This is a genomic window from Frigoribacterium sp. CF331, assembly GCF_057787905.1.
The window spans coordinates 3083265-3110136 of the sequence record NZ_CM173545.1 but is presented as its reverse complement, the minus strand read 5'-3'; the positions used below and the strand labels follow the sequence as shown (position 1 = coordinate 3110136).

The following is a 26872-nucleotide window of genomic DNA, read 5'->3' as shown; positions in this document are numbered from 1 at the left end:
CGACGCTGCGAAGCGCAGAGGTCCGGTGATCGAAGGCGTCGAGGTCGGCGTCGTAGGAGGCGTCCGTGAGATCCACGCGTCGGACGTCACGCCCACGACGCACGAATCCCGCTTTCTGCTCCTCCGAGAACGTCCCCCCGGCCCCGTACCGCGCGCCACCCCGTCGTCGACCGCCGTCTGCCTCATCGCCGAGACCATGACGCGAGCTCAGGGGCGGCGGTCTCGACCCTTGAGACCCCGTGCGGGTGGCGACCTCCCGTCGGGCGGGCGGTCGACCATCCCAGGCTCGACGTCGTCGCAGCTAGTACACATGGTGCTTAGGCGCTGCCCGAAACCGCCACCTCACGTCACCGAAGGACTGCCATGCCTCTCATCCGCATCGACCTCGTCGAGGGTCGCTCCGGCGACCAGATCGCCGCCATCGGCGACACCCTGATGGCCACGCTCGTCGAGGTCTACGGCCTACCCGAGCGCGACCGCTTCCAGATCGTGACCGAGCACCCGGTGGGCCGGTTGACCGCGCTCGACGTCGGCCTCGGCATCGACCGTTCCGAGCAGGTCGTCATCATCCAGATCTTCACCCAGGAAGGCCGCAGCACCGACGAGAAGCAGGCGTTCTTCGCCGCGCTCGCGGCGGGTCTCGCCGAGGTGGGCGTCGCCGGCGAGGACCTCGTCATCGGCTTCGTCGAGAACACCGCGGCCGACTGGTCCTTCGGCTTCGGACGGGCCCAGTACGTCACCGGTGAACTGGCCACGCCGGGCAGCTGACCTCGCCCCGTCCGGATGCCAACTGGCATCCGTCACGTCGAGGCTACGGATGACCGCTTCACGGCTGGCCTGCAGGCGTGGGAGGCGCTGAGTTGCGATGCGCCGACGTCCACGGCCCAGGGGGCGATGACGTGGGCTGACCCTACGGCCGGCCCCGCTAGACGACCTCCCCCGCCCACTGCGTCGCGAGGTCCGGGTAGACGCGGAGCGCCGCGGCCGGCACGACCTCCCAGGTGCGACGGTCTTCCTCGGAGAAGCGCAGCTCGGCCATGGCGGGGTACTCACCCGCCAGCCCCCGGGGCCACTGGTCGAACGGGTGGTCGTGGTCGCGCTGAGCCGCTCCCGACGCGGACAGGGCGTCGCGCTGCTCCGGCGACAGGGGCCGGAGGACGCCCGCGCCCTCGAGCCACTCGACGACGCGAGCGAGGCTCTCTTCGGCCCGGGCCTGCTCGGTGTCGGTGACCGCGCGCCAGCGGAGCTCGGCCTGGAGCGCCGTCTCCGCCGCACCGACCGACGCCAGCCACGGCATGGTGAGGCCAGGGGCGAACCGGCCCCGGCCGTTGACGGTCGCGGCCGTGAACGGGGCGTCGGCGATCTCGACCAGCAGCCGGGCCTCGGCCGTCGCGAACCACTCGGCGACGTCGTCGGTGAGCGCCGGGTACGCGATGCTCGCGCTCCCCGCGGCCACGGTCGCCCGCTGCCGCGGGATCGTGCGGTCGCGGAGCGCGAGCGACGGCCGGTCGAGCCCCAGGTCGGTGGCGAGCTGCTCGACGTGCCCCTTCAGGTCGTCCCGGATCGTCAGGACGGCGAGAAGGTCGGCCCCGATCGGGTCGGGCACGTCCCAGTCGAGCACGGGGGTGCCGCGGGGCACGGGGAAGGAGTCGGGGCAGCCGATGCGCACGATGAGGTCTGCGGCCCTCACCGGTGCCGCCATGACCTTCGCCGGCGCCTGCTCGATCTCGACGGGGGCCTTGTCCATGCCCATCACCACGATCACGTCCCGCTGCACGACCGGGCTCACGGGCCCCTCCTGCGGCGCGACGCCCCGGGCCTCGACGATGAACGTCGCCCCGTCGAGGGCCCGCAGGTACGCGGCGGCCATGACGCTCCGCCCGATCCCCCGAGGGCTCACGACCATGACGCGGGGGATGCGGCCGTTCTGGAGGACGGCCGCGAAGGAGGCGCGGTGCGGGGCGCTGAGGCGAGGTCGCCCCGGCGCGGAAGCGCCCCGGGATGCGGCGGTGCCGGCGGCGCGCCGACGGACGGCACGGATGAAGCGGATCTCACGGGCGTACAACACCCCGAACGCGACGGAGAAGCCGAGGCACGCGAGGGAACCGACGTACCCGAGGACGACGCGGAACCAGAGCGCCCCCGCGACCGGCCAGCCCTCAGCGAGTCGCGCTCGCTGCTCGACGTCGGGTAAGAGCCAGGCGTTTGTGCTGATCACGGCGACGACGACGGCGAGGACGGGGAAGACGGGAAGGCACCACAGCATCCTCCGTTGCGCCTCGGTCACGAGGCTCGCCCACGTGGCGTCACGACGACATCCCCTCCCCCATGGCGAGACCGGCGTCTCCCCCGGACGATAGTGGCGGAGGCGCCAGCCACGGTCGATCCCGCATCAGGGGGCCAGCCACCGACGTCACTGAGAGGGTGCTTCAGCACGTCGAGCGAGGCGGACCAGGGCCAGGGCGTCTTCCTGGGTGGTTCGATGCACGAGTCCGGTGGGCCCTACCGGGCTCGAACCGATGACATCCACGGTGTAAACGTGGCGCTCTACCAACTGAGCTAAAGGCCCTCGCGCCGGGTCGACCCGGGCGAGCGAGTCCAGGTTAGCGGGTGCGCGAGGCGACCCGCGCCTCCCGCGCCTCCGGCCGACGGGGGCCGTCAGGCGGTGACGGGGACGAGCAGGTCGAGTGCCGCCCGGTAGTCGGCGAGCGAGCGCTCCTGCCCGGGCTCGGTGCCGAAGTGCTCGCGGATGACGCCGTCGACGTCGATCAGGAAGGTGGTGCGCGTCGCGAAGCCCTTGTTCTCGAGGAAGACGCCGTACTCCTTCGAGACCTCACCGTGCGGCCAGAAGTCGGCCAACAGGGTGAAGTCGTAGCCCTTCTCCTCGGCGAAGGCCCGCAGCGTGGCCTTCGAGTCGACCGAGACGACGAGCAGCTCGACCCGGTGGTCCTGGAACATCGCGAGGTTGTCGCGCAGCGTGCAGAGCTCTTTCGTGCAGGTGCTGCTGAACGCCAGGGGGAAGAAGACCAGGGCCACGGGCTTGACGCCCCGGAAGTCGCTCAACCGAACTCGTTCGCCGAACTGGTTCGGCAGGTCGAAGTCGGGAGCCTGGATGGCGTTCTCCAGAGCCATGGGTGCGTTCCTCTCACGTCGACCCGGGCGGTCGGCGACTGACACGATCGCCGATCTTACGCCTCACGCGGCGGATTCCACACGACGACGTGGCCGGGCGTTCCCAGCGCGTGCCGAGCCTGTGTCGGTCGGGGCAACTAGAGTGGGCTGGTCAGGCGGAGTACGTCTCGGAACCCGGGCACGACGGGCCTGACATCTGTTTGTCCACTCCACGCGGTGGCCTTCCAAGAGACGGCCGCTCAACACAGATGATTGAGGTCAAGGGTGACGGTTAACGATCAGGACCCGTACACGGTCGACAAGGCCGATCGCGATCCCGAAGAGACCGCCGAGTGGCGTGAGTCGCTCGACGCTCTGGTGGCGACGCAGGGTCACGAACGTGCCCGCGAGATCATGAAGAGCCTGCTCACCCGGTCGAGCGAGCTGCACCTCGGCGTGCCCATGGTGCCCAAGACGGACTACGTCAACACCATCGCCCCCGAAGACGAGCCCGAGTTCCCGGGCGACGAAGAGCTCGAGCGTCGCTACCGCAAGTGGGTCCGCTGGAACGCCGCCATCACGGTGCACCGCGCCCAGCGCCCCGGCATCTCGGTCGGTGGCCACATCTCGACCTACGCCTCGTCGGCCGCGCTGTACGAGGTCGGCAACAACCACTTCTTCCGCGGCCAGGACCACTCCGGCGGCGGAGACCAGGTGTTCTTCCAGGGCCACGCTTCCCCCGGCATGTACGCCCGCGCCTACCTCGAGGGCCGTCTCGGCACCGACCAGCTCGACGGCTTCCGCCAAGAGAAGTCGCACGCGTCGGGTGGGCTCAGCTCGTACCCGCACCCCCGGCTCATGCCCGAGTTCTGGCAGTTCCCGACCGTGTCGATGGGTCTCGGCCCGATCAACGCGATCTACCAGGCGCAGGTCGCCAAGTACCTCACCAACCGCGGCATCAAGGACGCCAGCGACCAGCAGGTCTGGGCGTTCCTCGGCGACGGCGAGATGGACGAGGTCGAGAGCCGCGGCCAGCTGCAGGTGGCGGCGAACGAGGGCCTCGACAACCTCAACTTCATCGTCAACTGCAACCTCCAGCGCCTCGACGGCCCGGTCCGCGGCAACGGCAAGATCATCCAAGAGCTCGAGTCGTTCTTCCGCGGTGCCGGCTGGAACGTCATCAAGGTCGTCTGGGGTCGCGAGTGGGACTCGCTGCTCTCCGCCGACTCGAGCGGTGCGCTGCTCAACCTGATGAACACCACGCCCGACGGCGACTTCCAGACGTACAAGGCCGAGAGCGGCGGGTACGTCCGCGACAACTTCTTCGGCCGCGACCCGCGCGCCCTCGAACTCGTCAAGGACTACTCCGACGACGACATCTGGAACCTCAAGCGCGGTGGCCACGACTACCGCAAGGTCTATGCCGCGTTCAAGGCCGCGACCGAGCACAAGGGTCAGCCCACGGTCATCCTCGCCAAGACGGTCAAGGGTTACGGCCTCGGCCCGTCGTTCGAGGGGCGCAACGCGACCCACCAGATGAAGAAGCTCACGCTCGACAACCTCAAGCAGTTCCGCGACGAGCTCCGCATCCCGATCAGCGACGCCCAGCTGGACGAGAACCCCTACCTGCCGCCGTACTACCACCCCGGTCAGGACGACGACGCCATCCAGTACATGCAGGAGCGCCGTCGGGCGCTCGGTGGCTACGTGCCCGAACGCCGCACCAAGTACACGCAGGTGGCCGTGCCCGAGGCGAAGACCTACGACGTCGTCAAGAAGGGCTCGGGCAAGCAAGAGGTCGCCACCACGATGGCCTTCGCCCGGCTGCTGAAAGACCTGCTGCGCTCGCCCGACTTCGGCCACCGCATCGTGCCGATCATCCCCGACGAGGCCCGCACGTTCGGCATGGACGCGTACTTCCCGACCTCGAAGATCTACAACCCGAACGGCCAGCACTACACGTCGGTCGACCGCGAACTGCTGCTCGCCTACAAAGAGAGCCCGCAGGGTCAGATCATCCACGTCGGCATCAACGAGGCCGGCGCGTTCGCGGCCTTCACGGCCGTCGGCACCTCGTACTCGACCCAGGGCGAAGCGCTCATCCCGGTCTACGTCTTCTACTCGATGTTCGGGTTCCAGCGCACGGGCGACGCCATGTGGGCCGCGGGCGACCAGATGGCGCGTGGCTTCATCATCGGCGCCACGGCGGGTCGCACGACCCTGACCGGCGAGGGCCTGCAGCACGCCGACGGCCACTCGCTGCTGCTCGCCTCGACGAACCCCGCGGTCGTCTCGTACGACCCCGCCTTCGGGTACGAGCTCGGCCACATCGTGAAGTCGGGCATGGACCGCATGTACGGCACCGACGAGCACGGCAACGCGTCGCACGCCGACCCGAACGTCATGTACTACATCACCGTCTACAACGAGCCCATGGCCCAGCCCGTCGAGCCCGAGGGCCTCGACGTCGACGGCGTCGTGCGGGGCATCTACAAGCTCAAGGACGCCGAGAACCTCGGGCCCCGTGCCCAGTTGCTCGCGTCGGGCGTCGGTGTGCCGTGGGCCCTCGAGGCACAGCAGCTGCTCGCCGACGACTGGAACGTCGCGGCCGACGTCTGGAGCGTCACGAGCTGGAACGAACTGCGACGCGACGGCCTGGCCGCCGACGAGCACAACTTCCTGCACCCGAACGACGAGCCGAAGACGCCGTACGTGACCGAGAAGCTGCAGGGCGCCGAGGGTCCGTTCATCGCCACGAGCGACTTCATGGCGGCCGTGCCCGACCAGATCCGCGAGTACGTGCCCGGTGACTACCTGACGCTCGGGGCCGACGGCTTCGGCTTCAGCGACACGCGCGCCGCAGCCCGTCGGTTCTTCAAGATCGACGGCCCCTCGGTCGTCGTCCGCACCCTGCAGGCCCTGGCCCGTCGCGGTGAGGTCGACCCCGGCGTGGTGCAGCAGGCCATCGACCGGTACCAGCTGCACGACGTCACCGCCGGCACGAGCGGCACCGCCGGCGGGGAGGCCTGACGACCCCGTGAGCGCCGAGCGGGTGCCCACGTCGCCCCTGCAGCCGTCCGCGGCCACGAAAGAGCGCACGCTCGCGTGGCTGCGGACGGTCTCGGGCGAACTGTCCACCGCCACCATCAAGCGCCTCGAAGAGACGCTGCCCTGGTACGGGGACATGCCGCCCGGGCGCCGCTCGGCCGTCGGCCTGGTCGCCCAGGCCGGCATCACCTCGTTCATCAGCTGGTTCGCCGACCCTCGTTCCACGCCGTGGATCGCCGCCGACGTGTTCGGCTCGGCCCCCCGCGAGCTGCTCCGCTCGGTCAGCCTGACGCAGACCCTGCAGCTCATCCGCATCACGGTCGAGGTCGTCGAAGAACGCGTCAAGGACGGCGACGACTCGCTCCGCGAGGCGATCCTGCTCTACTCGCGCGAGATCGCCTTCGCCTCGGCCGACGTGTACGCCCGGGCCGCCGAGGCACGCGGGCTCTGGGACGCCCGACTCGAGGCGCTCGTCGTCGACTCCATCCTCAGCGGCGAGTACGACGACGAACTGCCGAGCCGCATCGCCGCCCTCGGCTGGCACGGTCACGGCGAGGTCGCCGTCCTCGTCGGGACGGCTCCCCGCATGCTCGACGTCGACACGCTCCGGCGCACGGCACGCCATCGCGAGGCCGACGTCCTCATCGGCGTGCAGGGCAGCCGTCTCGTGCTCGTGATCGGGCGGGCCGATCCGCTCGACGAGACCGGCGCCTCCTCGTCGCACCCGAGCTTCACCGAGATCGCCCGCGCCCTCGAACCCGGCTTCGGCGACGGGCACCTCGTCCTCGGCCACGAGGTGCCGAGCCTCGTCGACGCGTCCAAGAGCGCCAAGGCGGCCCTGGCCGGCTTCGCCGTCGCCCGGGCCTGGCGCAACGCCCCCCGCCCCGTGCTGGCCGACGACCTGTTGCCCGAGCGGGCGCTGGCCGGTGACCCGGTGGCGCGGTCCACCCTCGTCAACCGCATCTACAAGCCCCTCAAGGCCCATTCGACCGAGCTGCTCACCACCCTCTGGTGCTACCTCGACAACGGGCGCTCGCTCGAGGCCACGGCACGCGAGCTCTTCGTCCACCCGAACACCGTCCGGTACCGCCTCAAGCGCGTGACGGACGTCATCGGCTGGGACGCCACGGGGGCCCGCGAGGCGCTCATCCTGCAATCCGCCCTCGTCCTCGGTTCGATCGCCGACCCCGACGGGTCGGGCGCCCGACGCAAGTGACCGACTGCTCGGCAGGCCGGCCGGCTGTGCGCTTCGACAACGTTCGTCCGCATCTTTGGTCGAGTTGCTACACCGCTCGGCCCGCCTTCGTTGGCATGATGGTCCAGTGATCGTTGTCGTAGCGCCCGGTCAGGGCTCCCAAACTCCCGGATTCCTCGAACCCTGGCTGGCCGACCCCGACCAGCGTGCCCTGCTGACGTCGCTCTCCGACGCCGCCGGCGTCGACCTCGTCGCCCACGGCACGACGTCGGACGCCGACACCATCCGCGACACGGCCGTGGCCCAGCCCCTCATCGTCGCGGCCGGCATCCTCACGGCGAGGGCCCTCTTCCACCGCGTCGACCGCTCGGCCGTGTCCGGGGTCGCCGGTCACTCGGTCGGCGAGTTCACCGCCGCGGCCGTCAGCGGAGTCCTGTCCGACGTCGACGCCGTCACCCTCGTCGCCGAGCGCGGTCGGGCCATGGCCGACGCGGCCGCCCTCGTCGAGACCGGCATGAGCGCCGTCCTCGGTGGTGACGAGGCCGAACTGCTCGCCCGCCTCGACGCCCTCGGGCTCTCCCCCGCCAACTACAACGGCGGCGGCCAGATCGTCGTCGCCGGAGAGACCTCGGCACTCGCCGAACTCGCCGCCGATCCCCCGGCCAAGAGCCGCGTCGTGCCGCTGCAGGTCGCCGGTGCCTTCCACACGCGCTTCATGCAGCCCGCCGTCGAGCGCCTCCGGGCGTCCGCCGCGACCGTCACGCCCGGCGACCCCACGCTGACGCTCTGGACGAACCACGACGGCAGCACCGTCGCCTCGGGCGACCGGTTCGTCGAGCTGCTCGTGGGCCAGGTCTCGTCGCCCGTCCGGTGGGACGCGACCATGTCGTCGTTCGCCGACGCCGGCGTCACGGGCATCGTCGAACTCGCCCCGGCCGGGGCCCTCACCGGCCTCGCCAAGCGTGCGCTGAGGGGAGTCCCCTCGGTCGCCGTCAAGACCCCCGACGACCTCCAGGCCGCCGTCGACCTCATCGAGGGAGCAGCATGACCACCCCCCAGCTCAACCAGACCACGGGCGCGCAGTACACCCGCATCTACGCCCTGGGCGCGGCGCGCGGCGAGAACGTCGTCCCGAACGCCGACATCGTCGAGCCGATCAACTCGTCCGACGAATGGATCCAGCAGCGCACCGGCGTGATCACCCGCCGACGGGCCGGCAAGGACGTCAAGGTCGTCGATCTCGCAGAGGCCGCCGCGACCGAGGCCATCGCCAAGTCCGGCATCCGCCCCGACCAGATCGGCGCCGTCCTGGTCTCGACCATCGGCGCCGGCGTCGTGACCCCCTCGGTGGCCTCGTTGCTGGCCGAGCGCGTCGGCGCGAAGCCCGCCGCGGCCTACGACATCTCGGCCGCCTGCGCCGGTTTCACCTACGGCATCGCGCAGGCCGACTCGTTCGTCAAGTCCGGCCTGGCCGAGTACGTGCTCGTCGTCGGAGCCGAGAAGCTCAGCGACGTCATCGACCCGACCGACCGCACCATCTCGTTCCTCCTCGCCGACGGCGCCGGTGCGGCGATCGTCGGGCCCTCCGAGACCGCCGGCATCGGTCCGACGGTCTGGGGTTCCGACGGCTCGAAGTGGGACGCCATCGGCATGACGTCGACCATGTCCGAGTACCGCGACGGCGCCGGCGAGGTCGCCTGGCCGACCCTGCGCCAAGAGGGCCAGACGGTCTTCCGCTGGGCCGTGTGGGAGATGGCGAAGGTCGCGAAGGAGGCCCTCGAGCGTGCGGGCGTCACCGCCGACCAGCTCGCGGCCTTCGTGCCGCACCAGGCCAACATGCGCATCATCGACGAGTTCGCCAAGCAGCTCGGGCTGCCCGAGTCCGTCGTGATCGGTCGTGACATCGCGACCACCGGCAACACCTCGGCCGCGAGCATCCCGCTCGCGACCCACCGGCTGCTCGACGAGCACCCCGAGCTGAGCGGCGGCCTCGCCCTGCAGATCGGTTTCGGTGCCGGACTCGTGTTCGGCGCCCAGGTGGTCGTGCTGCCCTAGCGCGCCGCTGCCCGCCCGACCCCGGGGCGCTGTATAGGCTTTACCCCGGTCACAACGACACCCCCTCAAGGAGACAACACCATGGCACTGTCCACCGAAGAAGTCCTCGCCGGCCTCGCCGAGCTCGTCAGCGACGAGACCGGGATCGCCACCGACACCGTCGAGATGGACAAGTCGTTCACCGACGACCTCGACATCGACTCGATCTCGATGATGACGATCGTCGTCAACGCCGAAGAGAAGTTCGACGTCAAGATCCCCGACGAAGAGGTCAAGAACCTCAAGACCGTCGGCGACGCCGTCACGTACATCCACAAGGCGCAGAACTAAGACGTCGGCTGCCCGGTCGCCCTCGCGGCGACCGGGCCCCGCCGCTGTGCCCTCGACGCCGTCGACCCCTCGCCTCCAGCCTCGGCTGCCGTCCGGGTCACGGCGTCGTCGTACATCGGCACCCACCGACCGGCCCTCCCAGAAGGAACGTCAATGACCAAGAAGATCGTCGTCACCGGACTCGGAGCCACGAGCCCGCTCGGTGGCACCGCCACCGAGACCTGGCAGAACCTGCTCGCCGGCCAGTCGGGCATCACCACGCTCGAGCAGGACTGGGTCGCGAAGTACGAACTGCCCGTCACCTTCGCCGGTCAGGCCCGCACGCCCTCGGCCGACGTGCTCGACCGCCGCGAGACCAAGCGCCTCGACCCGTCGAGCCAGTTCGCCCTGACCGCCGCCCGCGAGGCCTGGGCCGACGCCGGCTCGCCCGAGGTCGTCCCCGAGCGCTTCATCGTCGACTGGGCCACCGGCATCGGCGGCGTCTGGACCCTCCTCGACGGCTGGGACACCCTGCGCGAGAAGGGCCCGCGTCGCGTCCTCCCGATGACCGTCCCCATGCTGATGCCGAACGGCCCCGCCGCCGCCATCTCGATGAGCCTGGGCGCCCGCGCCGGGGCCCGCACGGTCGTCTCGGCCTGCGCCTCCAGCACCGAGTCCATCGCGATGGCCTACGAGCACCTGCAGTCGGGCCTGGCAGACATCGCCGTCGCCGGTGGCTCCGAGGCGGCCATCCACCCGATGCCCCTGGCGTCCTTCGCGGCCATGCAGGCCCTCTCGAAGCGCAACGACGACCCCGCCACCGCCTCGCGCCCCTACGACGTGACCCGCGACGGCTTCGTGCTCGCCGAGGGCGGCGCCGCCCTCGTCCTCGAGACCGAGGAGCACGCGCTCGCCCGCGGAGCCCGCATCTACGCCGAACTGATCGGTGGCGCGGTCACGAGCGACTCGTACCACATCACCGCTCCCGACCCCGAGGGCACCGGGGCGGCCCGGGCCGTCATCGCGACGCTCGAGAACGCCGGGGTCGACCGCGACCAGGTCGTCCACGTCAACGCGCACGCGACGAGCACCCCGGTCGGCGACATCGCCGAATACCACGCCATCAAGCGCGTCTTCGGCGACCACACCTCGAAGCTGATCGTCTCGGCGACGAAGGCGGCCACCGGTCACCTGCTCGGCGGCGCCGGCGGCATCGAGGCGCTGTTCACCGTCAAGGCCCTGCACGAGCGTCTCGCCCCGCAGACGATCAACGTGACCCAGATGGACGACGAGATCGACATGGACGTCGTCGTCGACGAGCCGCGCCGCCTCCCCGACGGCGAGATCGTGGCGATCAGCAACTCGTTCGGCTTCGGCGGCCACAACGCCGTCGTCGGATTCCGGTCGGTCTGACCGCACGGACGGCGCAGGAGGCGCGGGTGGCGTGATCACGCCACCCGCGCCTCCTGCGTGGTCACCCGGTCGTCTCGGGGCACACCTGGCCCGAGCGGTGGCGGGTCAACCGACCTTGTGCAACCAGACGACGGGGTTGCCCTCGCCGCTGTAGCGGAAAGGTTCGAGCTCGTCGTCCCAGGCCTGGCCGAGGGCGAGGCGCAGCTCGCGGTGCAGCTCGAGGGCGTTGGACCCCGCGATCTCCATGGCGTAGCGGATGCGGTCCTCGGGGATGACGGTGTTGCCCGCCGTGTCGGTCTGCGCGAAGAACACCCCGAGGTCGGGCGAGTGCATCCAGCGACCACCGTCGTGGTCCTCGCCGGGATCTTCGGTCACCTCGTACCGCAGGTGCTCCCATCCACGCAGGGCGGAGGCGATGCGGGCACCGGAGCCCTCGTCGCCCTGCCACGAGAACTCGGTGCGCTGGGCGCCGGGCAGCACGGGCTGGTCGACCCAGGCGAAGTTCACGCCGTGCCCGAGGGCACGACCGACGGCCCACTCGACGTGTGGGCACAGTGCACGAGGGGACGAGTGCACGTAGAGCACTCCCCGAGCGGTTGCAGCAGCCACGATTCCTCCATCTGGTTCAGGTGCGACTTCCCCATCGACCTGTCAGACGTGACTCGTGTGCGTTCTTCGATTGTGCGGGCCGGGGCCCGATGACTCACGGACCGGAGCCCGTCTCGTGAATTATGACCGACCCGGCTGAGAAATCACAACTGTGTAACACCTGCGAAGACGGTGCCGCCCCGGGCGGGTCGCCGGCGCGCTGCCGGCCTCACTTCGCCTGCGAGTAGTCGTCGACGACCGCGACCGTCACGGGGAACGCCACGGGAGCTTCGCCGAACAGCAGCCGACCGGCCTCGACGGCGCTCTCGGTGACCAGACCGGCCACCTCGTCGGCGACCCCGACGGGCGCGTGCACCACCACCTCGTCGTGCAGGAAGAACACCAGGTGGGGCGCGTCGACCCCGGCTCCCCACCGGGCGTGCAGGCGCCGTCGCAGGGCGCCCATCCAGCACAGGGCCCACTCGGCCGCCGTCCCCTGCACGACGAAGTTCCGGGTGAAGCGACCCCACGAGCGGGCGTCACGGTCGGCCGGGCGAACGCCCATCTCGGGCGGGAGGGCGCCTGCCGCGGACCCGGCGGCCCCGGGCTCGTCGCTCGGCCGCGGCGAGCTGCGCCCGAGCAGGGTGTCGACGACTCCCCCGGCCTCGCCCGTGCGGGCCGCGGCCTCGACCAGCGCCATCGCGTCGGGGAACCGTCGGGCCAAGCGCGGCACGAGCCGGCCGCTCTCGCCCTGCGTCGCCCCGTACATGGCGCCCAGCATGGCCACCTTCGCCTCGGCCCGCGACGCCACGGCGCCGCTCGCGACGATGCCCTCGTAGAGGTCGCCCGCCCCCGCCCGCGCCATCGCCCGGTCGCCGGACAGCCCGGTCAGGATGCGCGGCTCGAGTTGCGAGGCGTCGGCCACCACGAGGCTCCAGCCGGGGTCGGCCACGACGGCCCCCCGGACCGCCTTCGGCAACTGCAGCGCGCCTCCTCCGCTCGTGGCCCATCGTCCGGTCACGACGCCGCCGGGCACGTAGTCGGGGCGGAACCGACCGTCGCGCACCCAGGCGTCCAGCCACGACCAACCGTTGGCCACGAGCAGCCGCTGCATCTTCTTGTAGTGGAGCAGGGGTCCGACGGCGGGGTGCTCGTGCCGCTGCAGCTCCCACTGGCGCGTGGACTGCACCAGGACGCCCGCACGGTTCAGGGCCCTGACCAGCTCGGCCGGCGAGTCGGGGTTGAGGTCGGGCGCGTCGAGGGCCCGTCGCACCTCGTCGAGGGCCGTGCGCATGCGGGCAGGGCGCTCGCCCGGTGCCGGCCTCGACCCGAGGGCCGCGGTGAGCAGTTCGTCGTGCACCCGGGGCGACCACGGGATGCCCCGGTGCCGCATCTCGACGGCGATCAACGCCCCGGTCGACTCGGCGGCGACGAGCAGTTCGAGTCGGCCCCGCGTCGACGACGCCTCGACGGCGTCGCGCTGGGCCACGAACTCGCCCACCGGGTCGGGCAACGAGTCGGGCACGACCTCGAACAGACCGTCCGACTCGCCGGGCGCCGCCTGCGGGACGTCCCAGGGCCCCGGTCGAGGCCCGTCCGAGGCGAACCCGGGCGTCGCCGTCGACAGCCGCAGGAGGGCGTGCACGAGCCGCAGGTCGACGCACCGGGCCACGGTGACCCCGGCGTCGAGGAGGCGCGGGTACCACCGCGGGGTGTCGTCCCAGACCCAGCGGGGCGAGGCCTCGCGCTCGAGGTCGGCGACCCGCCGCGGCAGGTCGGTCGCGGCGACCGTCTCGACGCCGACCACCTCGAGGCGACCCGACGAGCCGCGTCCGAAGCGGGTCAGCTCGACGTCGCCGTCGGCCAGGCGACGCAGCAGGAAGAACACCGTCCGATCATCCCACCGCGGCCCGGCACCGTCGGTCCACGGTGGGCACGGCGGCTAGTGCAGCGGATGGCCGGCCGCGTCGAGCACGTTCTTCTCGCCCGCCTCGATCGGCAGCGTGAAGCGGTTCTGGGCCGGCGGGATCGGGCAGTTGAACGCGTACGAGAACGCGCAGGGCGGCAGGACGGCACGGTTGAAGTCGAGGGTGATCGTGCCGTCGCCGGCCGGGGTCGGGAAGAGGAACCGCCCGACCGAGTACGTGCTGTCGCCGTTGGTGGCGTCGCCGAAGACGAGCTGCAGACGATCGCCGTCCCCCGACGGGAAGGCGGCGAGTTCGTGGTCGACCCCGCCGCGCGAGAAACGGATGAGCCCGGGCAGCGGCTTGGGGCGGCTGAGCTCGAGGTCCTTCTGGTGGCGGATGTCGACCAGGGCGTCGGGCGCGGTCGGCACGAAGTCGGCCGTGACCACCCAGTCGGGGTCGAACGGGAACGCGTCGATCGAGCCGAACCCCGTGACGGCGTCCGAGGCGGAGTCCCAGACGCGCAGGGCGTAGCCGGTGTGGTCGTCGTTCGCGATCACCGTGCCGGTCGTCGTCGGCGAGAACCTGAGGGCACTCGGCGTCATCGCGTCGTCCCCCGCCACGACGACGGTGCCGTCGACGAGGTCGCCGTCGACCCGGATGCCGTCCGCGGCGGTCGCCGTGAGGGCCAGTCCCGACACGCCCTGCGGCGTCGGGGCCCACCGCCCCGGGACTCCCCAGACGGTCTGCTCGTGGTCGACCCACTGCGTGCCCGTCAGCGCCAGCGGGCCCTGCGGCGAGACGGCCCGGGTGCGGCGCAGCGCGTGGAAACGGTCGAGCTCGGCCTGACCTGCCGCCGTCCCGGACGGGACGTCGGCTCGGTCGGTGCCGGGGGTGGTGTCGGTCATCGGTCCTCCTGGGGTCTGCCGGGGTCAACGCAGAGGAGGCGCGGTTCATGCCCCGAGGCGCGGTTCATGCCCCGAGGCGCGGCACGGCCTCGGGACGTGCACCGCGCCTCCTCGCCGTCCGGCTCAGGCCTGCGGGTCGTCGCCGCCCACGGCCAGGCGACGCAGCTGCTCGTCGAACGGCACGACGGCCGCGAACGGGTCGTCCGCGCCGCCCTGGTGCCGGTCGACCAGGTCGGCGAACTCCCCCGCGGCGCGGGTGACGCGCTCGGGCAGCGTCGTCGACGTGCCGTCGCCCTCACCCCAGTCCTCGGACGCCGCGAAGACCGACGTCGGCACGACGACCGCCTGCAGGTACGCGAAGAGCGGTCTCACCGCGTACTCGAGGGCGAGCGAGTGCCGGGCCGTGCCGCCGGTCGCCGCGACGAGCACGGGAGTGCCCGTCAACGCCTTGTGGTCGAGCACGTCGACGAACGACTTGAAGAGCCCGCTGTACGACGACGAGAACACGGGCGTCACCGCGATGACGCCGTCGGCGGTCGTCACCTCCTCGAGCGCCGCCGCCAGGGCGGGAGGCGCGAACCCGGTGAGCATCGCGTCCGTCACCTCGTGCGCCAGGTCGCGCAACTCGACCACCTCGACCTCGACGAACGACCCGCGACCGACGAGGTCGCGCGTCGTCGCCTCGACGAGGCGGTCGGCGAGCAGGCGGGTGGACGACGGCTGGCTCAGCCCGGCGGACAGGGCGACGATCTTCTTGGTGCTCATGGCGCGCCTCCCGGGGCCGTCAGCGGGCGGACGACGCGACGAGGGCGTCGTGCGCGGTGGGGGTGCCTGCGGACTGCGATGCGCGAGCCGCGGCCTCGACGAGCGAGGCGTGCGTGGGGGCGTCGGGCACGTCGGCCGGACGGTTCGCCGCAAACTCGCGGCGGAGGACCGGCACGACCTCGCCGCCCAGGATGTCGAGCTGCTCGAGGACCGTCTTCAGGGGCAGGCCGGCGTGGTCCATCAGGAAGAGCTGGCGCTGGTAGTCGCCGACGTAGTCGCGGAACCCGAGGGTGCGGTCGATGACCTCCTGCGGACTGCCGACGGTGAGCGGCGTCTGGCTGGTGAAGTCCTCCATCGACGGGCCGTGGCCGTAGACGGGCGCGGCGTCGAAGTAGGGGCGGAAGGTCCGCTTGGCGTCCTGCGAGTTCTTCGCCAGGAACACCTGACCGCCGAGGCCGACGATCGCCTGGTCGGCACGGCCGTGGCCGTGGTGCTCGAAGCGGGTGCGGTAAAGCTCGACCATCTGCTTCGTGTGCGAGGCGGGCCAGAAGATGTGGTTGGCGAAGAAGCCGTCACCGTAGTACGCGGCCTGCTCGGCGATCTCGGGGCTGCGGATCGAACCGTGCCAGACGAAGGGGGCGACGCCGTCGAGGGGGCGGGGGGTCGCCGTGAAGCCCTGCAACGGGGTGCGGAAGTGGCCCTTCCAGTCGACGACGTCCTCGCGCCACAGACGGTGGAGCAGGGCGTAGTTCTCGATGGCGAGGTTGATGCCCTGACGGATGTCCTTGCCGAACCACGGGTACACCGGCCCCGTGTTGCCCCGCCCGAGCGTGAGGTCGACGCGGCCGCCCGCGAGGTGCTGCAGCAGCGCGAAGTCCTCGGCGATCTTCACCGGGTCGTTCGTGGTGATCAGGGTGGTGGCGGTGCTCAGCACGATGCGCTCGGTCTGGGCGGCGATGTACGCCAACAGCGTCGTGGGGCTCGAGTTCACGAAGGGCGGGTTGTGGTGCTCGCCGGCCGCGTAGACGTCGAGGCCGACCTCCTCGGCCTTCTTGGCGATCGTGACCATCGCCTGGAGGCGCTCGCCCTCGGTCGGGGTGACGCCGGTGGTCGGGTCGGTCGTGATGTCGCCGACGCTGAAGATTCCGAACTGCATTGCTCCACCTTAGGTCATCTGCATGCGTTTGCATGCACTTGACCGAACCGCGGGGTGAGGGTCGGCATTCCCGTGGCGCTCGACCGCCGACGGGATCGGGCCGTGCACCCTTCCGCCCCGGCGCCGGTCGAGCGCGAAGTGAGGCGCGCCCTGTCGGCAACTCAGGGCCGGTGCTGCACGGCACACGCGCAGGCCCGAAAGGGCGGGGCCGTGACGCGACGGCGCAGCAGGAGCCAGGAACTGCCGACACGGCGACGCGACGGGGCCGGACCGGACCCGGGCCGAGTGCGGGCGGGCCCGGCTCGGAACGGATCGGCGTGTCAGCACGGGCCCCTGACGGCAACTCCGGGCAGGTGCTCCGCCGCGCACGCGCCGGCCCGGACAGGCGGGGCCGAAACAGAACGGCGCGGCAGGAACCAGGAATTGTCGGCCCCGCGACGGATGGTGGGCCGAGCGAGCAAGGCGGGAGGCGCGTGTGGCTGACGCGGGACGGGGCGGGCGGTCGCGGCGGAAGCGGTCACGGCCAGGACGGATCCGGGCGGGCGAGCGGCGGGTCAGGCCACCGGCTGGTCAGGCCACGGGCGGGTCAGGCCAGGGGTGCCAGGCGCAGCCATCGCTCGGCGACCTGCGCCTGCGTGACGGGCCCGTCCCCGTCGCGGTCGATCTGGGGCGAGTCGAACTCGACCCACCAGGTGCGCGCCGAGCCGCCGATGGCCGAGACCCCCTGCCAGGCGCTGCCGCCGGCCCGGACGACGATGCCGGTCGGACCGTACGGGAAGGGCGTCGCGGGGTCGTCGTCGGAGTCGAGCACGTAGACCTGTGCGCCGACGCCCATGCGCGCCGGCCCGGACCGTCGGTCGTCGTCGGACGAGGGATCGCCGCCCCAGGAGTCGGGGTCGGGCTCCGGCCGTCGGGGCCGCTTGGTGAACATGGACGACATCGTGCCACGCACGGCGCACGCGAGGCGACGACGCGGCCGCGCTCACAGCGGGCCCCTAGGCCGACGGGTGCCGGGCCGAGGCCACCGGTGCGTGCCGGAGTAGGGCGGACGGGACTTGAACCCGTGACCGATCGATTATGAGTCGACTGCTCTAACCGGCTGAGCTACCGCCCCCCGCGTCGACCCACCGGTGCGCGCCGGGGTCGGCCGGGGCGGTGCCGCGGTCGACCGTCAGTGTGCGCGGTCGGACGCCGCGTCGGTGGAGGGGACCACCGGCTGACCACGATACAGGCTCTCGAACACGCTCAGGGTGCGCTCGATGTCGTGCCCCTCGATCATCTTGAGGCTCGCCCGCCGCATGGCGAGGTAGTCGTCGTCGGACTTCGTCAGCACCGTCGTGAGCTTGTCGGCGAGGTCGCGGCTGTCGCCCGGGCGGAAGAGGTAGCCGTTCTCGCCCTCGTCGACGAGGTGCGGAAGCGCCATCGCGTCGGCCACGACGATCGGCAGGCCCGAGGCCATCGCCTCGAGGCTGGCGATGCTCTGCAGCTCGGCGATGGAGGGCATGGCGAAGACGGTCGACTCGGTCAACGTGCGGCGCAGTTCGTCGTCGGACAGGTAGCCCACGAACGTCACGACGTCGGCGAGTCCCAGGTCGCGGCTGGTGGCCTGCAGCTGCTTGAACAGGTCGCCCCCGCCGACGATCGTGAGCGTCGCGCCGAGCGCGGGGTCGAGCAGGGTCATGGCGCGCAGCAGCACGTCGATCTGCTTCTCGGCGGTGACCCGGCCCACGAAGACGATGCGGTTCGCGTCGGGACGCGTGTCGAGGGCGGTGTAGTGGCCGGCTTCGATGCCGCACGAGACGGCGAGCACGCCGCTGACGGCGACGGACTTCTCCAGGAACGTCGCCGCCTTCTGCGTGGGCGTCGTGATGGCCGCGGCCCGGTGGAACGTCTTGCTGGCGTCGTTCCAGGCGATCTGGGTCGCCTTGGCGCGCAGGCCCTTGGGCAGACCGGTGTGCTCGAGCAGGTTCTCGGGCATGAAGTGGTTCGTGGCGACGACGCGCACGCCCCGACGTTCGGCGACCTGCGCGACCCCGCGACCCATGACGATGTGCGACTGGATGTGGACGACGTCGGGGTGGATCTCGTCGAAGATCTTCTCGGCGTGCTCTTGCACCCGCCACGGCGTGGCGAAGCGCAGCCAGTCGTGCAGCGGCCAGCGTGTCGAGTAGAGCCGGTGCACGGTCAGGGTGACGCCGCCGTGCTGCTCGAGGAAGGTGCCGTGGTGGCGGCTGGCCGCCGGGACCATGAGATGCACGTCGTGCCCGCGCTGGGCGAGTCCCACGGCGAGCCGCTCGGTGAAGTTGGCCGCTCCGTTGACGTCGGGCGGGAACGTGTCGCCGGCGATCAGCACGGTGAGTCGGTCCGACGACCCCGAGGAGGCGCGGGTGGCGGCGTCGGCCGTCGTCGCGTCGACGGGGTGGCCGGGTTCCGAGGGCATCGGGGCGGTGGTCACGGTTCGTGGCGTCTTTCTCGTGCTCGGTGGCCGGGGTGGCGCGTCACGCGTCCGGCGGGTGGTGGGACCGTCGGTCGCGACGACCCCACGCTAGCTCAGGCTCGGGTCTGCGGATGGTATTTGGCGAGCTGGAACACGCCGTAGACGGCCACCGCGGCGGCGATGACGAAGAAGACCCCGGCGACGGGTGGTGCGTTCTGCGCCTCGCCCAGCACGACGATGCCGATGCCGACGGCGATGAGCGGGTCGACGACGGTGAGGCCGGCGATGACGAGGTCGGGCGGACCGGACGAGTAGGCGTTCTGCACGAAGTACCCACCGAGCAGGCCCGCCGCGAGGAGGAAGACGATGCAGACGATCGTGAGCCAGTCGAAGTTGCCCGCGAAGACCCGGTTGAGCACGACCTTGGCCAGCGTCGCGACGAAACCGTAGAGCACGCCCGCCGCGATGATGTAGAAGAGCGCGCTGCGCCGACGACGCAGCAGGGCGAAGGCGATGCCCAGCACGGCCCCCACGACGGCGAGGATCACGAGCACGGTGACGAGCTGCCGGGTCGTGATCTCGGGCTCGATCGCGGTGAACGCCGCGACCGTGACGAACAACCCGACCCCACCGACGCAGAACAGGATGGCGCGCTTGGCGCGGCGGTCGAGTCGCCGACCGGTGGACCGCGAGTTGAGGACGGCCGTGATGACGAGCGCGACCGCACCGAGGGGCTGCACCACGAGCAGCGGGGCGATGCGCAGGCTGGTGAGCTGGAAGAGGATCGCGAGCCCGAGCAGCAGCGTGCCCAGCACCCACGACGGCCGACCGACGAGTGCCAGCACCTGGCGGACGTTCATGCCGCTCGTGGCGGCGCCGATGCGGCGCTCGACCTTGGCGACCCCCTGGTGCTGCAGCTGCGCACCGATCGAGAGGAACACCGCACCGATGAGGGCGATGGGGATGCCGAGGGCCTGGTAGGGGGTCAGGGATACCTGGTGGGTGAGCTCCCCGATGTCCGTCGTCACGGCGTCCACGCTAGCGCCGTGGCGCTGGATAGTCTGGACGAATGGCCGTTCGACCCATTTCCATCACGGGTGACCCCGTGCTCCACTCCCCCGCCTCCGAGGTGACCGTCGTCGACGACGAGCTGCGCGCCCTCGTCGCCGACATGTTCGAGACGATGGACGCCGCCCCCGGGGTCGGCCTCGCGGGCCCGCAGGTGGGCGTCGGCAAACGGCTCTTCGTCTATTCGTGGACCGACGACGACGGAACCCTCTGGCGAGGGGTGGCCGTCAACCCGACGCTCTGGCAGAGCCCCCTGTCGATCGAGCCGCTCGACGACGAGTCCGAGTCCGAGGGCTGCCTGTCCGTGCCCGGTGAGAGGTTCCCGCTGCGTCGGGCCGACGGAGTCGTGCTGCGGGCCACCGACCTCGACGGCGACGAGGTCGAGATCGAGGCCTGGGGCTGGCTCGCCCGCATCTTCCAGCACGAGTACGACCACCTCGACGGCGTGCTCTACGCCGACCGGCTCGAGCACCCCTTCCACAAGGCGGCGGCCAAGGCCGTCCGCAAGAAGGGCTGGGGCCAGCCGGGCAGCACCTGGCTGCCGGGCGTCGACCACCTCGAGGACTGACCGGCCCTCGAGCCGACCCCGAGACCAGGGAGGCGCGTCCTGCGAACCGCAGGACGCGCCTCCGTCGGTCTCGGCCCGGCGGCACCTGTCGCAGGCGGGAGAAGACCTTCGCACACGGGAGAAGGCCTCCGCACGCGGGAGACGACTTTCGCGGGCAAGAGAAAAGGCCCAGAGGGTGGAGCCTCTGGGCCTTCGCTCCCCGAGTTGGACTCGAACCAACAACCTGCCGGTTAACAGCCGGCTGCTCTGCCAATTGAGCTATCGAGGAATGGCAACCGCCTCGGACTTTCGTCCGTGACAGCGGAGACAACTCTAGCAAAGATCTGGGGCCCCGTCGGACCACGGTGCCGACCCGGCGCGTCGGACGACCGCGGGCACCGGCTCAGTACCCGGCGCGCGGGTCGACGACGCCGACGAAGTCGCCCCGGCCGACGAACGCCGCGACGTTGTGACGGATGCGTTCGGCGAGCAGGGGGGCCGTCATCTCGGGAGTGTCCGCCTGGTGCGGCGTCACGACGACGCGAGGCTCGCCGAACAGCGGGTGGCCGTCCGGCAGCGGCTCGGGCGTCGTGACGTCGACCCCGGCACCCCACAGCCGCTCGGCCCGGACGGCGTCGACGAGGGCGTCGGTGTCGACGAGGCTGCCCCGGGCGACGTTGACGAGCACGGCCGTCGGCGGCAGCAACGCGAGCCGACGCGCGTCGAACAGGCCGGAGGTGCCGGGCGTCGCCGCGGCGGCGAGCACGACGACGTCCGCGTCGGGCAGCACCTCGTCGAGCCGGTCCACGGCGACCGTCCGGTCGGCACCCGCCACGGGGTCGTCCGAGCGTCGCACGATCGTGACCCGCACGTCGAACGGCGCCAGCAGGCGCATCAACTCGACCGCGATGCCCCCGGCGCCGACGATGACGACGTGGGCCCCGTACAGCGAACGGCCCTGCTGCTCGGTGGCCCACGAGGTCGCCCGGACGCGCTGCGGCACGACGCGCAGCAGCGAGAGCACGAGCATGAGGGCGTGTTCGGCCACGGGCTCGGCGAACGCGCCCTTGGCGCTGGTCCAGAGCGGCAGGGCTCGGTCGGCCCGGGCCGCGATCACCTCGGCGAAGGCGTCGACGCCGGCGTAGGGCAGCTGCACCCACTCGATGCCGGGGTGGTCGTCCAGGGCGCGGGCGAGGCCCGCGGGGTCGCGGTACGAGAGCCAGACCAGGCCGCGGGTGTCGGGGCCGAGGGGGACGACCTCGGCTCCCCCGGCACGGACGGCCTCGACGAAGACCGGGGTCTCGCGCGGGGCCACCGAGACGGGGCCGGGGGTCGGCCGTCGCCCGGGCGTCGGCGCGGGGCCCGTGGTGAGGACCGCGCGGTGGCCGCGCGCGCCTCCCGGGGTCGACGCCCGGGGCGCGTCCCCCGCGACGGCCCCACCGGTCGAGTCGGCGGTCACGGTGACTCGGGGCCCACGCCGTCGGCGTCGGGCACCCGGCGGGACGCCTCGCGCTCCTCCGGACGGATGATGTCGATCGGCGTCGTCTGCGACAGGACCTTGACGTAGGGGTCGATGCCGGTGCGCAACACGTCGTCGATGTCGCCCAGACCCACGAGGCGGCCGCCCCGCATGACGGCGACGCGGTCGGTGATGGCGCGGGCCTCGGCGACCGACGACGTGACGACGAGCGCCGAGAACTGACGCCCCTCGTGCAGGTTCTTGATCACGTCGAGCACGGCCTGCCGCACCAGCACGTCGACCCCCCGGGCGGGCTCGTCGGCGATGAGCAGCGGGGGCTCGAGCACGAGGCTGCGGGCCAGGGCGACGCGTTGGCGTTGACCCGAGCTGAGCTCCCAGGTCTGCTTAAGCATGGTGCCGAGCGGCAGGTGGACGCCGTCGACCAACGTCGCGACGATGCGCCCGGCCTCGGTGCGGTCGAACTTCCGGTCTCGAAGGTAGATCGGCTCGGCGATGGCCTCGCCGACGGTGAGGTCGGGGCTCAGGCGTTCGCCGTCGTCCTGCGCGAGGTAGCCGACCATCGTCGACAGCCGGTCGCGACGTCGACCGGACAGCTTGCCAACGTCCTGCCCGAAGACGCGGGCGGTGCCGCCGACCAGGCGCGGACGCCCCTCGTCGACGCGCCCGGTGCCGGTGAGCCCGGCGAGGGCCATGGCGAGCGTCGACTTGCCCGAGCCGCTCTCGCCGAGGACGGCGACGATCTCGCCCGGCTCGACCCGCAGGGTCACGCCGTCGACCGCACGGACGGCCGGGTGGCCCGCGCGCGCGGGGTAGAGCAGCGACAGATCGTCGGTGACGACCGGCTGGTCGAGGTCGAGCTCGCGGGCCGCCACCGTCAGGCCGCCCCGCCGGCGGGGTGGCCGTCGATCGCCGTGCGGTCGCCGCCCGTCGCCGCCTCGCGGTCGAGCCGGGCCAGGTGCTCGCGCCGCGACGCCTGCTCGATCGGGTCGGGCACCGGCAGCGAGGCCAGCAGGCGCTGGGTGTACGGGTGCTCGGGGGCGCCGAGCACCTGGTCGTTCGGCCCGCTCTCGATCAGGTCGCCGTGGAACAGCACGCCGATGCGGTCGGCGAGCATGTTGACGACCGCGAGGTCGTGGCTGATGAAGAGCGCCGCGAAGCCCAGCTCGGACTGCAGCTCGGTGAAGAGCTCGAGCACGCGGGCCTGAACCGACACGTCGAGCGCGCTGGTGGGTTCGTCGGCGATCAGCAGCGTGGGGTCGAGGGCGAGCGACCGGGCGAGGCTCGCCCGTTGACGCTGGCCGCCGCTGAGCTCGTGCGGGTACCGGTCGGCGAACGACTTCGGCAGCTGGACCGCCTCGAGCAACTCGTCGACGCGCGGGCGGGCGGCCCGGGCGTCCTTCGCACGACCGTGCACGATGAGCGGCTCGGCGACGCACTCGGCGATCGTGAGCAACGGGTTGAAGCTCGACGCGGGGTCCTGGAAGACGAAGCCGATGTCGGCGCGCTTCGGCTTGAAGTCCCGCTCGTGCACGCCGTTCATCTCGATGCCGAGCACCTCGAGCGAGCCACCGGTGACCTTCGTCAGGCCGGCGATGGCCCGCCCGATCGTGGTCTTGCCCGAGCCGCTCTCACCGACCAGGCCGAGCACCTCGCCGCGGGCGATCGTGAAGTCGACGCCCTTGACGGCCCGGAACCCACCACGACCGAGGCGGCCCGGGTACTCGATCTCGAGTCCCCGCGCCCGCACGACGACCTCGCTGTCGGCCGGCTGCTCCTGCTGGGTGTGGCCGCGGGCCTCGAGCTTGGGCACCGAGCCGAGCAGGCGCTTCGTGTAGTCGTCCCGCGGGTTCGCGAAGAGCTCGACGGCCGGGGCCTGCTCGACCACCTTGCCGAGGTACATGACCGCGACCCGGTCGGCGAGGTCGGCGACGACGCCCATGTTGTGCGTGATGAGCACGATGGCCGTGCCGAACTCGTCGCGGCAGCGGCGCAGCAGGTCGAGGATCTCGGCCTGGACCGTCACGTCGAGGGCGGTGGTCGGTTCGTCGGCGACGATCACCGACGGGTCGAGCACGAGCGCCATGGCGATCACCACGCGCTGCTTCTGCCCGCCCGAGAACTGGTGCGGGTAGTAGTCGACGCGGGTCTCGGGGTCGGGGATGCCCACGCGACGCAGGATGTCGATCGCCTTGACCCGCGCCTCCTTGCGTCCCACCTTGCCGTGGGCCCGCAGGCCCTCGGCGATCTGCCAGCCCACCGTGTAGACGGGGTTGAGCGCGGTCGAGGGCTCCTGGAAGACCATGGCGACGTCGGTGCCGCGCAGCTCGCGCACCTTCTTCGCGCCGACCTCGAGCACGTTCTGCCCCGAGAGCAGCACGGCTCCCGTCGCGACGGCGGTCTCGGGCAGCAGGCCGAGGATCGTCTTCGCGGTCACCGTCTTGCCGCTGCCGGACTCGCCGACGATCGCCAGGACCTCGCCGGCACGGACGTCGAGGGTCACGCCCTGCACGGCGGCCACGTCACCGCCGTCGGTCGCGAAGGTCACCTCGAGGTCGGTGATGCCGACGGCAACGGGGCGCTCGTCGCGGGGGGCGGCCGGTCGGCCCGTCGTGGTCGTGTCGGCGCTCATGCGGTCACCTCGTCGTTCGTCGTGGTCGGTGCCTGCCCGGCTGCGCGGGTGGCCCCCGTCTTGCGCTTCGCGCGACGGCGGGTCCGGAGGCGCGGGTCGGCCAGGTCGTTCATGCTCTCGCCCATCAGCGTGATGCCGAGCACCATGAGCACGATCGCCGCACCCGGGAACACGCCGGTCCACCAGATGCCGCTGGCCGTGTCGGAGAGGGCACGGTTGAGGTCGTAGCCCCACTCCGCCGCCGCCGTCGGGCCGATGCCGAAGCCGAGGAAGCCCAGGGCCGCGAGGGTCAGGATCGCCTCGGACGCGTTGAGCGTCAGGATGAGCGGCAGGCTGCGCGTCGCGTTGCGCAGGACGTGCTTGAACATGATGCGGCCCGTGCTGCTGCCGTTGACCTTCGCGGACTCGACGAAGGCCTCGGCCTTCAGTCGGGTGGCCTCGGCCCGGACGACGCGGAAGTACTGCGGCACGTACACCACGGTGATCGAGATGCCGGCCGACACGATGCCGCCCCACAGGCTCGACTGGCCGCCGCTGATGACGATCGAGACGACGATGGCGAGCAGCAGCGACGGGAACGCGTAGACCGCGTCGGCGATCACGACGAGCACGCGGTCGAGCCAGCCGCCGAGGTAGCCCGACACCAGGCCGAGGGTGACGCCGATGGTGATCGAGAGCACGACGGCCACGATGACGACGGCCACGGCGGTGCGGGTGCCCCACATGACGCGGCTGAAGACGTCGTAGCCGCCGACCGTGGTGCCCCAGAGGTGCTCGGCCGACGGAGGCGCCTGGCGCGGGAACGCCTCGGTGGCGCCGCGCAGCTGGCCGAAGCCGTACGGGGCGATGAGCGGCGCGAAGACCGCGAGCAGCACGAAGACGGCGACGATGACGACGCCGGTGAGCAGCATGCCGCGCTGCAGCCCGACCGAGCGGCGGATCTGGGCCACGACGGGGAGGCGCAGGAAGAGGGGTTCGCGGCGGTCGGCCGCGACGGTTGCGTAGGTCATGGTCAGTACCTCACCCGGGGGTCGATCAGCGCGGCGATCACGTCGACCACGAAGTTGGTCACCGCGACGATGACGGCGAGCACGGCGACGATGCCCTGCACGGCGACGAAGTCACGGGCGGACAGGTACTGCTGCAGCTGGAAGCCCAGCCCCCGCCAGCCGAAGGTCGTCTCGGTCAGCACGGAGCCACCGAGCAGCATGGCGATCTGCAGGCCCATCACGGTGATGATCGGGATGAGCGCCGGCTTGAGGGCGTGGGCCCGCACGAGGCGGAACTCGCTCACGCCTCGAGAGCGCGCCGCGTCGACGTACTCGGAGCCGAGGGTGCCGATCACGTTGGTGCGCACCAGGCGCAGGAAGATGCCCGCGGTGAGGACGCCGAGCGCCAGGGCCGGCAGCACGGCGTGCGACAGGACGTCGGTGATGATCGTCGAGTTGCCCGTCCGCAGGGCGTCGACGATGTAGATGCCCGTCGGGTCGTCGATGCGGCCGAGCGCGATGGCCACGCGCGTGCTGGCGCGACCGCCGAGGGGCAGCCAGCCGAGCCAGACCGAGAAGGTCAGCTTGAGCAGCAGGCCGGCGAAGAAGACGGGGGTCGCGTAGGCGAGGATCGCCAGCACGCGCAGGATGGCGTCGGGCCAACGGTCGCGCACGTAGGCCGCGAGCATGCCGAGCGGGATGCCCAGCACGAGCGCGACGATCAGCGCGTAGAAGACCAGCTCGATGGTGGCGCTGCCGTACTGCAGCAGGATGTCGCTGATCGCACGGTTGTCGGTCGCGGTCGTGCCGAAGTCGCCGCGGACGATCTGGCCGAGGTACTCGAGGTACTGCACGATCACCGGGCGGTCGTAGCCGGCCGCGGCGAGGCGCTCCTGCAGCTGCGCCTCGGTGAGGCGCCCGCCGACGGAGGCGGTGATCGGGTTCCCGACGACGCGCATCAGGAAGAACACGAGCGTGACGAGGATGAACACGGTCGGCACGATGAGGATCGCGCGGACCACGATGTAGCGTCCGAGGCCGCCGCCGCCGGAGCCCCGGGACTTCCCGGGGGTCGAGGTGGGCGGCGCCGTGAGGGAGCCGTCGGTGATCAGGGTCACGTCGTTGGGCCTTTCGATGGTGTGGTGCCGGTCGCAGGCCGGAGGGGGCGCCCCGCGGTGTCGCGGGTCGCCCCCTCGGCGTACGGCCGTGGTGCGGAGTCCCCCGCCCCCCGAGCCCGACCGGCGGACCGGCGGGGCTCAGGGGACGAGGA

The 26872-nt window shown here is 71.7% G+C and carries 23 protein-coding genes and 3 tRNA genes; 8 read left to right on the top strand and 18 right to left on the bottom strand.

The window, feature by feature from the left end:
* Nucleotides 1-363 precede the first annotated feature (363 nt).
* Nucleotides 364-768: a tautomerase family protein gene (locus tag AC3CCI_RS14430; protein WP_354595536.1), complete on the top strand. Its 405-nt coding sequence runs from the start codon at nucleotides 364-366 to the stop codon at nucleotides 766-768.
* Between the two features lie 157 nt (nucleotides 769-925).
* Here the strand turns inward: AC3CCI_RS14430 and AC3CCI_RS14425 are convergent, their stop codons facing one another.
* The 3 genes from AC3CCI_RS14425 to AC3CCI_RS14415 all read right to left on the bottom strand — a co-directional run bounded on the left by AC3CCI_RS14425 (nucleotide 926) and on the right by AC3CCI_RS14415 (nucleotide 3132).
* Nucleotides 926-2266: a hypothetical protein gene (locus tag AC3CCI_RS14425; RefSeq protein WP_354595537.1), complete on the bottom strand. Its 1341-nt coding sequence runs from the start codon at nucleotides 2264-2266 to the stop codon at nucleotides 926-928.
* 230 nt (nucleotides 2267-2496) lie between these two features.
* A tRNA-Val gene (locus tag AC3CCI_RS14420) sits at nucleotides 2497-2569 on the bottom strand.
* Nucleotides 2570-2658: 89 nt separating this feature from the next.
* Nucleotides 2659-3132 carry a peroxiredoxin gene (locus AC3CCI_RS14415; protein ID WP_043592615.1) on the bottom strand — a complete coding sequence of 158 codons (474 nt, stop codon included), beginning with the start codon at nucleotides 3130-3132 and terminating at the stop codon, nucleotides 2659-2661.
* 264 nt (nucleotides 3133-3396) lie between these two features.
* Here AC3CCI_RS14415 and aceE point away from each other — a divergent pair, with 264 nt between their 5' ends.
* The 6 genes from aceE to AC3CCI_RS14385 all read left to right on the top strand — a co-directional run bounded on the left by aceE (nucleotide 3397) and on the right by AC3CCI_RS14385 (nucleotide 11131).
* On the top strand, nucleotides 3397-6141 hold the full coding sequence (gene aceE, locus AC3CCI_RS14410) for a pyruvate dehydrogenase (acetyl-transferring), homodimeric type (RefSeq protein ID WP_354595555.1): 2745 nt from the start codon (nucleotides 3397-3399) through the stop codon (nucleotides 6139-6141).
* A gap of 7 nt (nucleotides 6142-6148) precedes the next feature.
* Entirely contained in the window at nucleotides 6149-7375 is a 1227-nt protein-coding gene (locus AC3CCI_RS14405; RefSeq protein WP_354595556.1) for a PucR family transcriptional regulator, read from the top strand.
* A gap of 106 nt (nucleotides 7376-7481) precedes the next feature.
* Nucleotides 7482-8402 (top strand): ACP S-malonyltransferase, encoded by a 921-nt coding sequence (locus AC3CCI_RS14400; protein ID WP_354595557.1) that lies wholly within the window; start codon nucleotides 7482-7484, stop codon nucleotides 8400-8402.
* A complete protein-coding gene (locus tag AC3CCI_RS14395) occupies nucleotides 8399-9409 on the top strand; it encodes a beta-ketoacyl-ACP synthase III (RefSeq protein WP_488627599.1) in 1011 nt (336 codons plus the stop codon). The genes AC3CCI_RS14400 and AC3CCI_RS14395 overlap by 4 nt, the downstream gene beginning before the upstream one ends.
* A gap of 81 nt (nucleotides 9410-9490) precedes the next feature.
* Nucleotides 9491-9739, top strand: coding sequence for an acyl carrier protein (locus AC3CCI_RS14390; RefSeq protein WP_354595559.1), 249 nt, complete (start codon nucleotides 9491-9493; stop codon nucleotides 9737-9739).
* 153 nt (nucleotides 9740-9892) lie between these two features.
* A complete protein-coding gene (locus tag AC3CCI_RS14385; protein ID WP_354595560.1) occupies nucleotides 9893-11131 on the top strand; it encodes a beta-ketoacyl-[acyl-carrier-protein] synthase family protein in 1239 nt (412 codons plus the stop codon).
* A 105-nt stretch (nucleotides 11132-11236) separates the two neighbouring features.
* Here the strand turns inward: AC3CCI_RS14385 and AC3CCI_RS14380 are convergent, their stop codons facing one another.
* From AC3CCI_RS14380 to AC3CCI_RS14340, 9 genes are all read right to left on the bottom strand, one after another.
* Nucleotides 11237-11740 carry a DUF3145 domain-containing protein gene (locus AC3CCI_RS14380; RefSeq protein WP_354595091.1) on the bottom strand — a complete coding sequence of 168 codons (504 nt, stop codon included), beginning with the start codon at nucleotides 11738-11740 and terminating at the stop codon, nucleotides 11237-11239.
* A gap of 208 nt (nucleotides 11741-11948) precedes the next feature.
* A complete protein-coding gene (locus AC3CCI_RS14375; protein WP_488627598.1) occupies nucleotides 11949-13607 on the bottom strand; it encodes a bifunctional 3'-5' exonuclease/DNA polymerase in 1659 nt (552 codons plus the stop codon).
* 54 nt (nucleotides 13608-13661) lie between these two features.
* Nucleotides 13662-14531, bottom strand: a complete 870-nt coding sequence (locus tag AC3CCI_RS14370) for a DUF1684 domain-containing protein (protein WP_488627597.1) — start codon at nucleotides 14529-14531, stop codon at nucleotides 13662-13664.
* Between the two features lie 123 nt (nucleotides 14532-14654).
* The gene (locus AC3CCI_RS14365) at nucleotides 14655-15296 is read right to left on the bottom strand and encodes an FMN reductase (RefSeq protein WP_488627596.1); all 642 of its coding nucleotides are present in this window, start codon (nucleotides 15294-15296) and stop codon (nucleotides 14655-14657) included.
* Nucleotides 15297-15315: 19 nt separating this feature from the next.
* The gene (locus AC3CCI_RS14360) at nucleotides 15316-16452 is read right to left on the bottom strand and encodes an LLM class flavin-dependent oxidoreductase (RefSeq protein WP_488627595.1); all 1137 of its coding nucleotides are present in this window, start codon (nucleotides 16450-16452) and stop codon (nucleotides 15316-15318) included.
* A gap of 586 nt (nucleotides 16453-17038) precedes the next feature.
* Nucleotides 17039-17383, bottom strand: coding sequence for a hypothetical protein (locus tag AC3CCI_RS14355; protein WP_354595095.1), 345 nt, complete (start codon nucleotides 17381-17383; stop codon nucleotides 17039-17041).
* Nucleotides 17384-17492: 109 nt separating this feature from the next.
* A tRNA-Ile gene (locus AC3CCI_RS14350) sits at nucleotides 17493-17566 on the bottom strand.
* A 57-nt stretch (nucleotides 17567-17623) separates the two neighbouring features.
* The gene (locus tag AC3CCI_RS14345; protein WP_354595096.1) at nucleotides 17624-18892 is read right to left on the bottom strand and encodes a glycosyltransferase; all 1269 of its coding nucleotides are present in this window, start codon (nucleotides 18890-18892) and stop codon (nucleotides 17624-17626) included.
* 110 nt (nucleotides 18893-19002) lie between these two features.
* Nucleotides 19003-19917, bottom strand: coding sequence for a DMT family transporter (locus AC3CCI_RS14340; protein ID WP_488627594.1), 915 nt, complete (start codon nucleotides 19915-19917; stop codon nucleotides 19003-19005).
* A 41-nt stretch (nucleotides 19918-19958) separates the two neighbouring features.
* On the opposite strand from AC3CCI_RS14340, the gene def reads away from it, so the two are divergent.
* Nucleotides 19959-20525: a peptide deformylase gene (def, locus tag AC3CCI_RS14335; protein ID WP_488627593.1), complete on the top strand. Its 567-nt coding sequence runs from the start codon at nucleotides 19959-19961 to the stop codon at nucleotides 20523-20525.
* Nucleotides 20526-20720: 195 nt separating this feature from the next.
* On the opposite strand, the gene AC3CCI_RS14330 is transcribed toward def, so the two are convergent.
* From AC3CCI_RS14330 to AC3CCI_RS14305, 6 genes are all read right to left on the bottom strand, one after another.
* A tRNA-Asn gene (locus AC3CCI_RS14330) sits at nucleotides 20721-20793 on the bottom strand.
* 114 nt (nucleotides 20794-20907) lie between these two features.
* Nucleotides 20908-21963, bottom strand: coding sequence for a D-isomer specific 2-hydroxyacid dehydrogenase family protein (locus AC3CCI_RS14325; RefSeq protein WP_488627592.1), 1056 nt, complete (start codon nucleotides 21961-21963; stop codon nucleotides 20908-20910).
* Nucleotides 21960-22856: an ABC transporter ATP-binding protein gene (locus tag AC3CCI_RS14320; RefSeq protein WP_488627591.1), complete on the bottom strand. Its 897-nt coding sequence runs from the start codon at nucleotides 22854-22856 to the stop codon at nucleotides 21960-21962. The genes AC3CCI_RS14325 and AC3CCI_RS14320 overlap by 4 nt, the downstream gene beginning before the upstream one ends.
* Before the next feature lie 2 nt (nucleotides 22857-22858).
* Nucleotides 22859-24613: a dipeptide ABC transporter ATP-binding protein gene (locus AC3CCI_RS14315; protein ID WP_488627590.1), complete on the bottom strand. Its 1755-nt coding sequence runs from the start codon at nucleotides 24611-24613 to the stop codon at nucleotides 22859-22861.
* Nucleotides 24610-25623, bottom strand: coding sequence for an ABC transporter permease (locus tag AC3CCI_RS14310; protein ID WP_488627589.1), 1014 nt, complete (start codon nucleotides 25621-25623; stop codon nucleotides 24610-24612). Before AC3CCI_RS14310 ends, AC3CCI_RS14315 begins: the two co-directional genes overlap by 4 nt.
* Nucleotides 25624-25625: 2 nt before the next feature.
* Nucleotides 25626-26720: an ABC transporter permease gene (locus AC3CCI_RS14305; RefSeq protein WP_354595102.1), complete on the bottom strand. Its 1095-nt coding sequence runs from the start codon at nucleotides 26718-26720 to the stop codon at nucleotides 25626-25628.
* Between the last annotated feature and the right edge of the window lie 152 nt (nucleotides 26721-26872).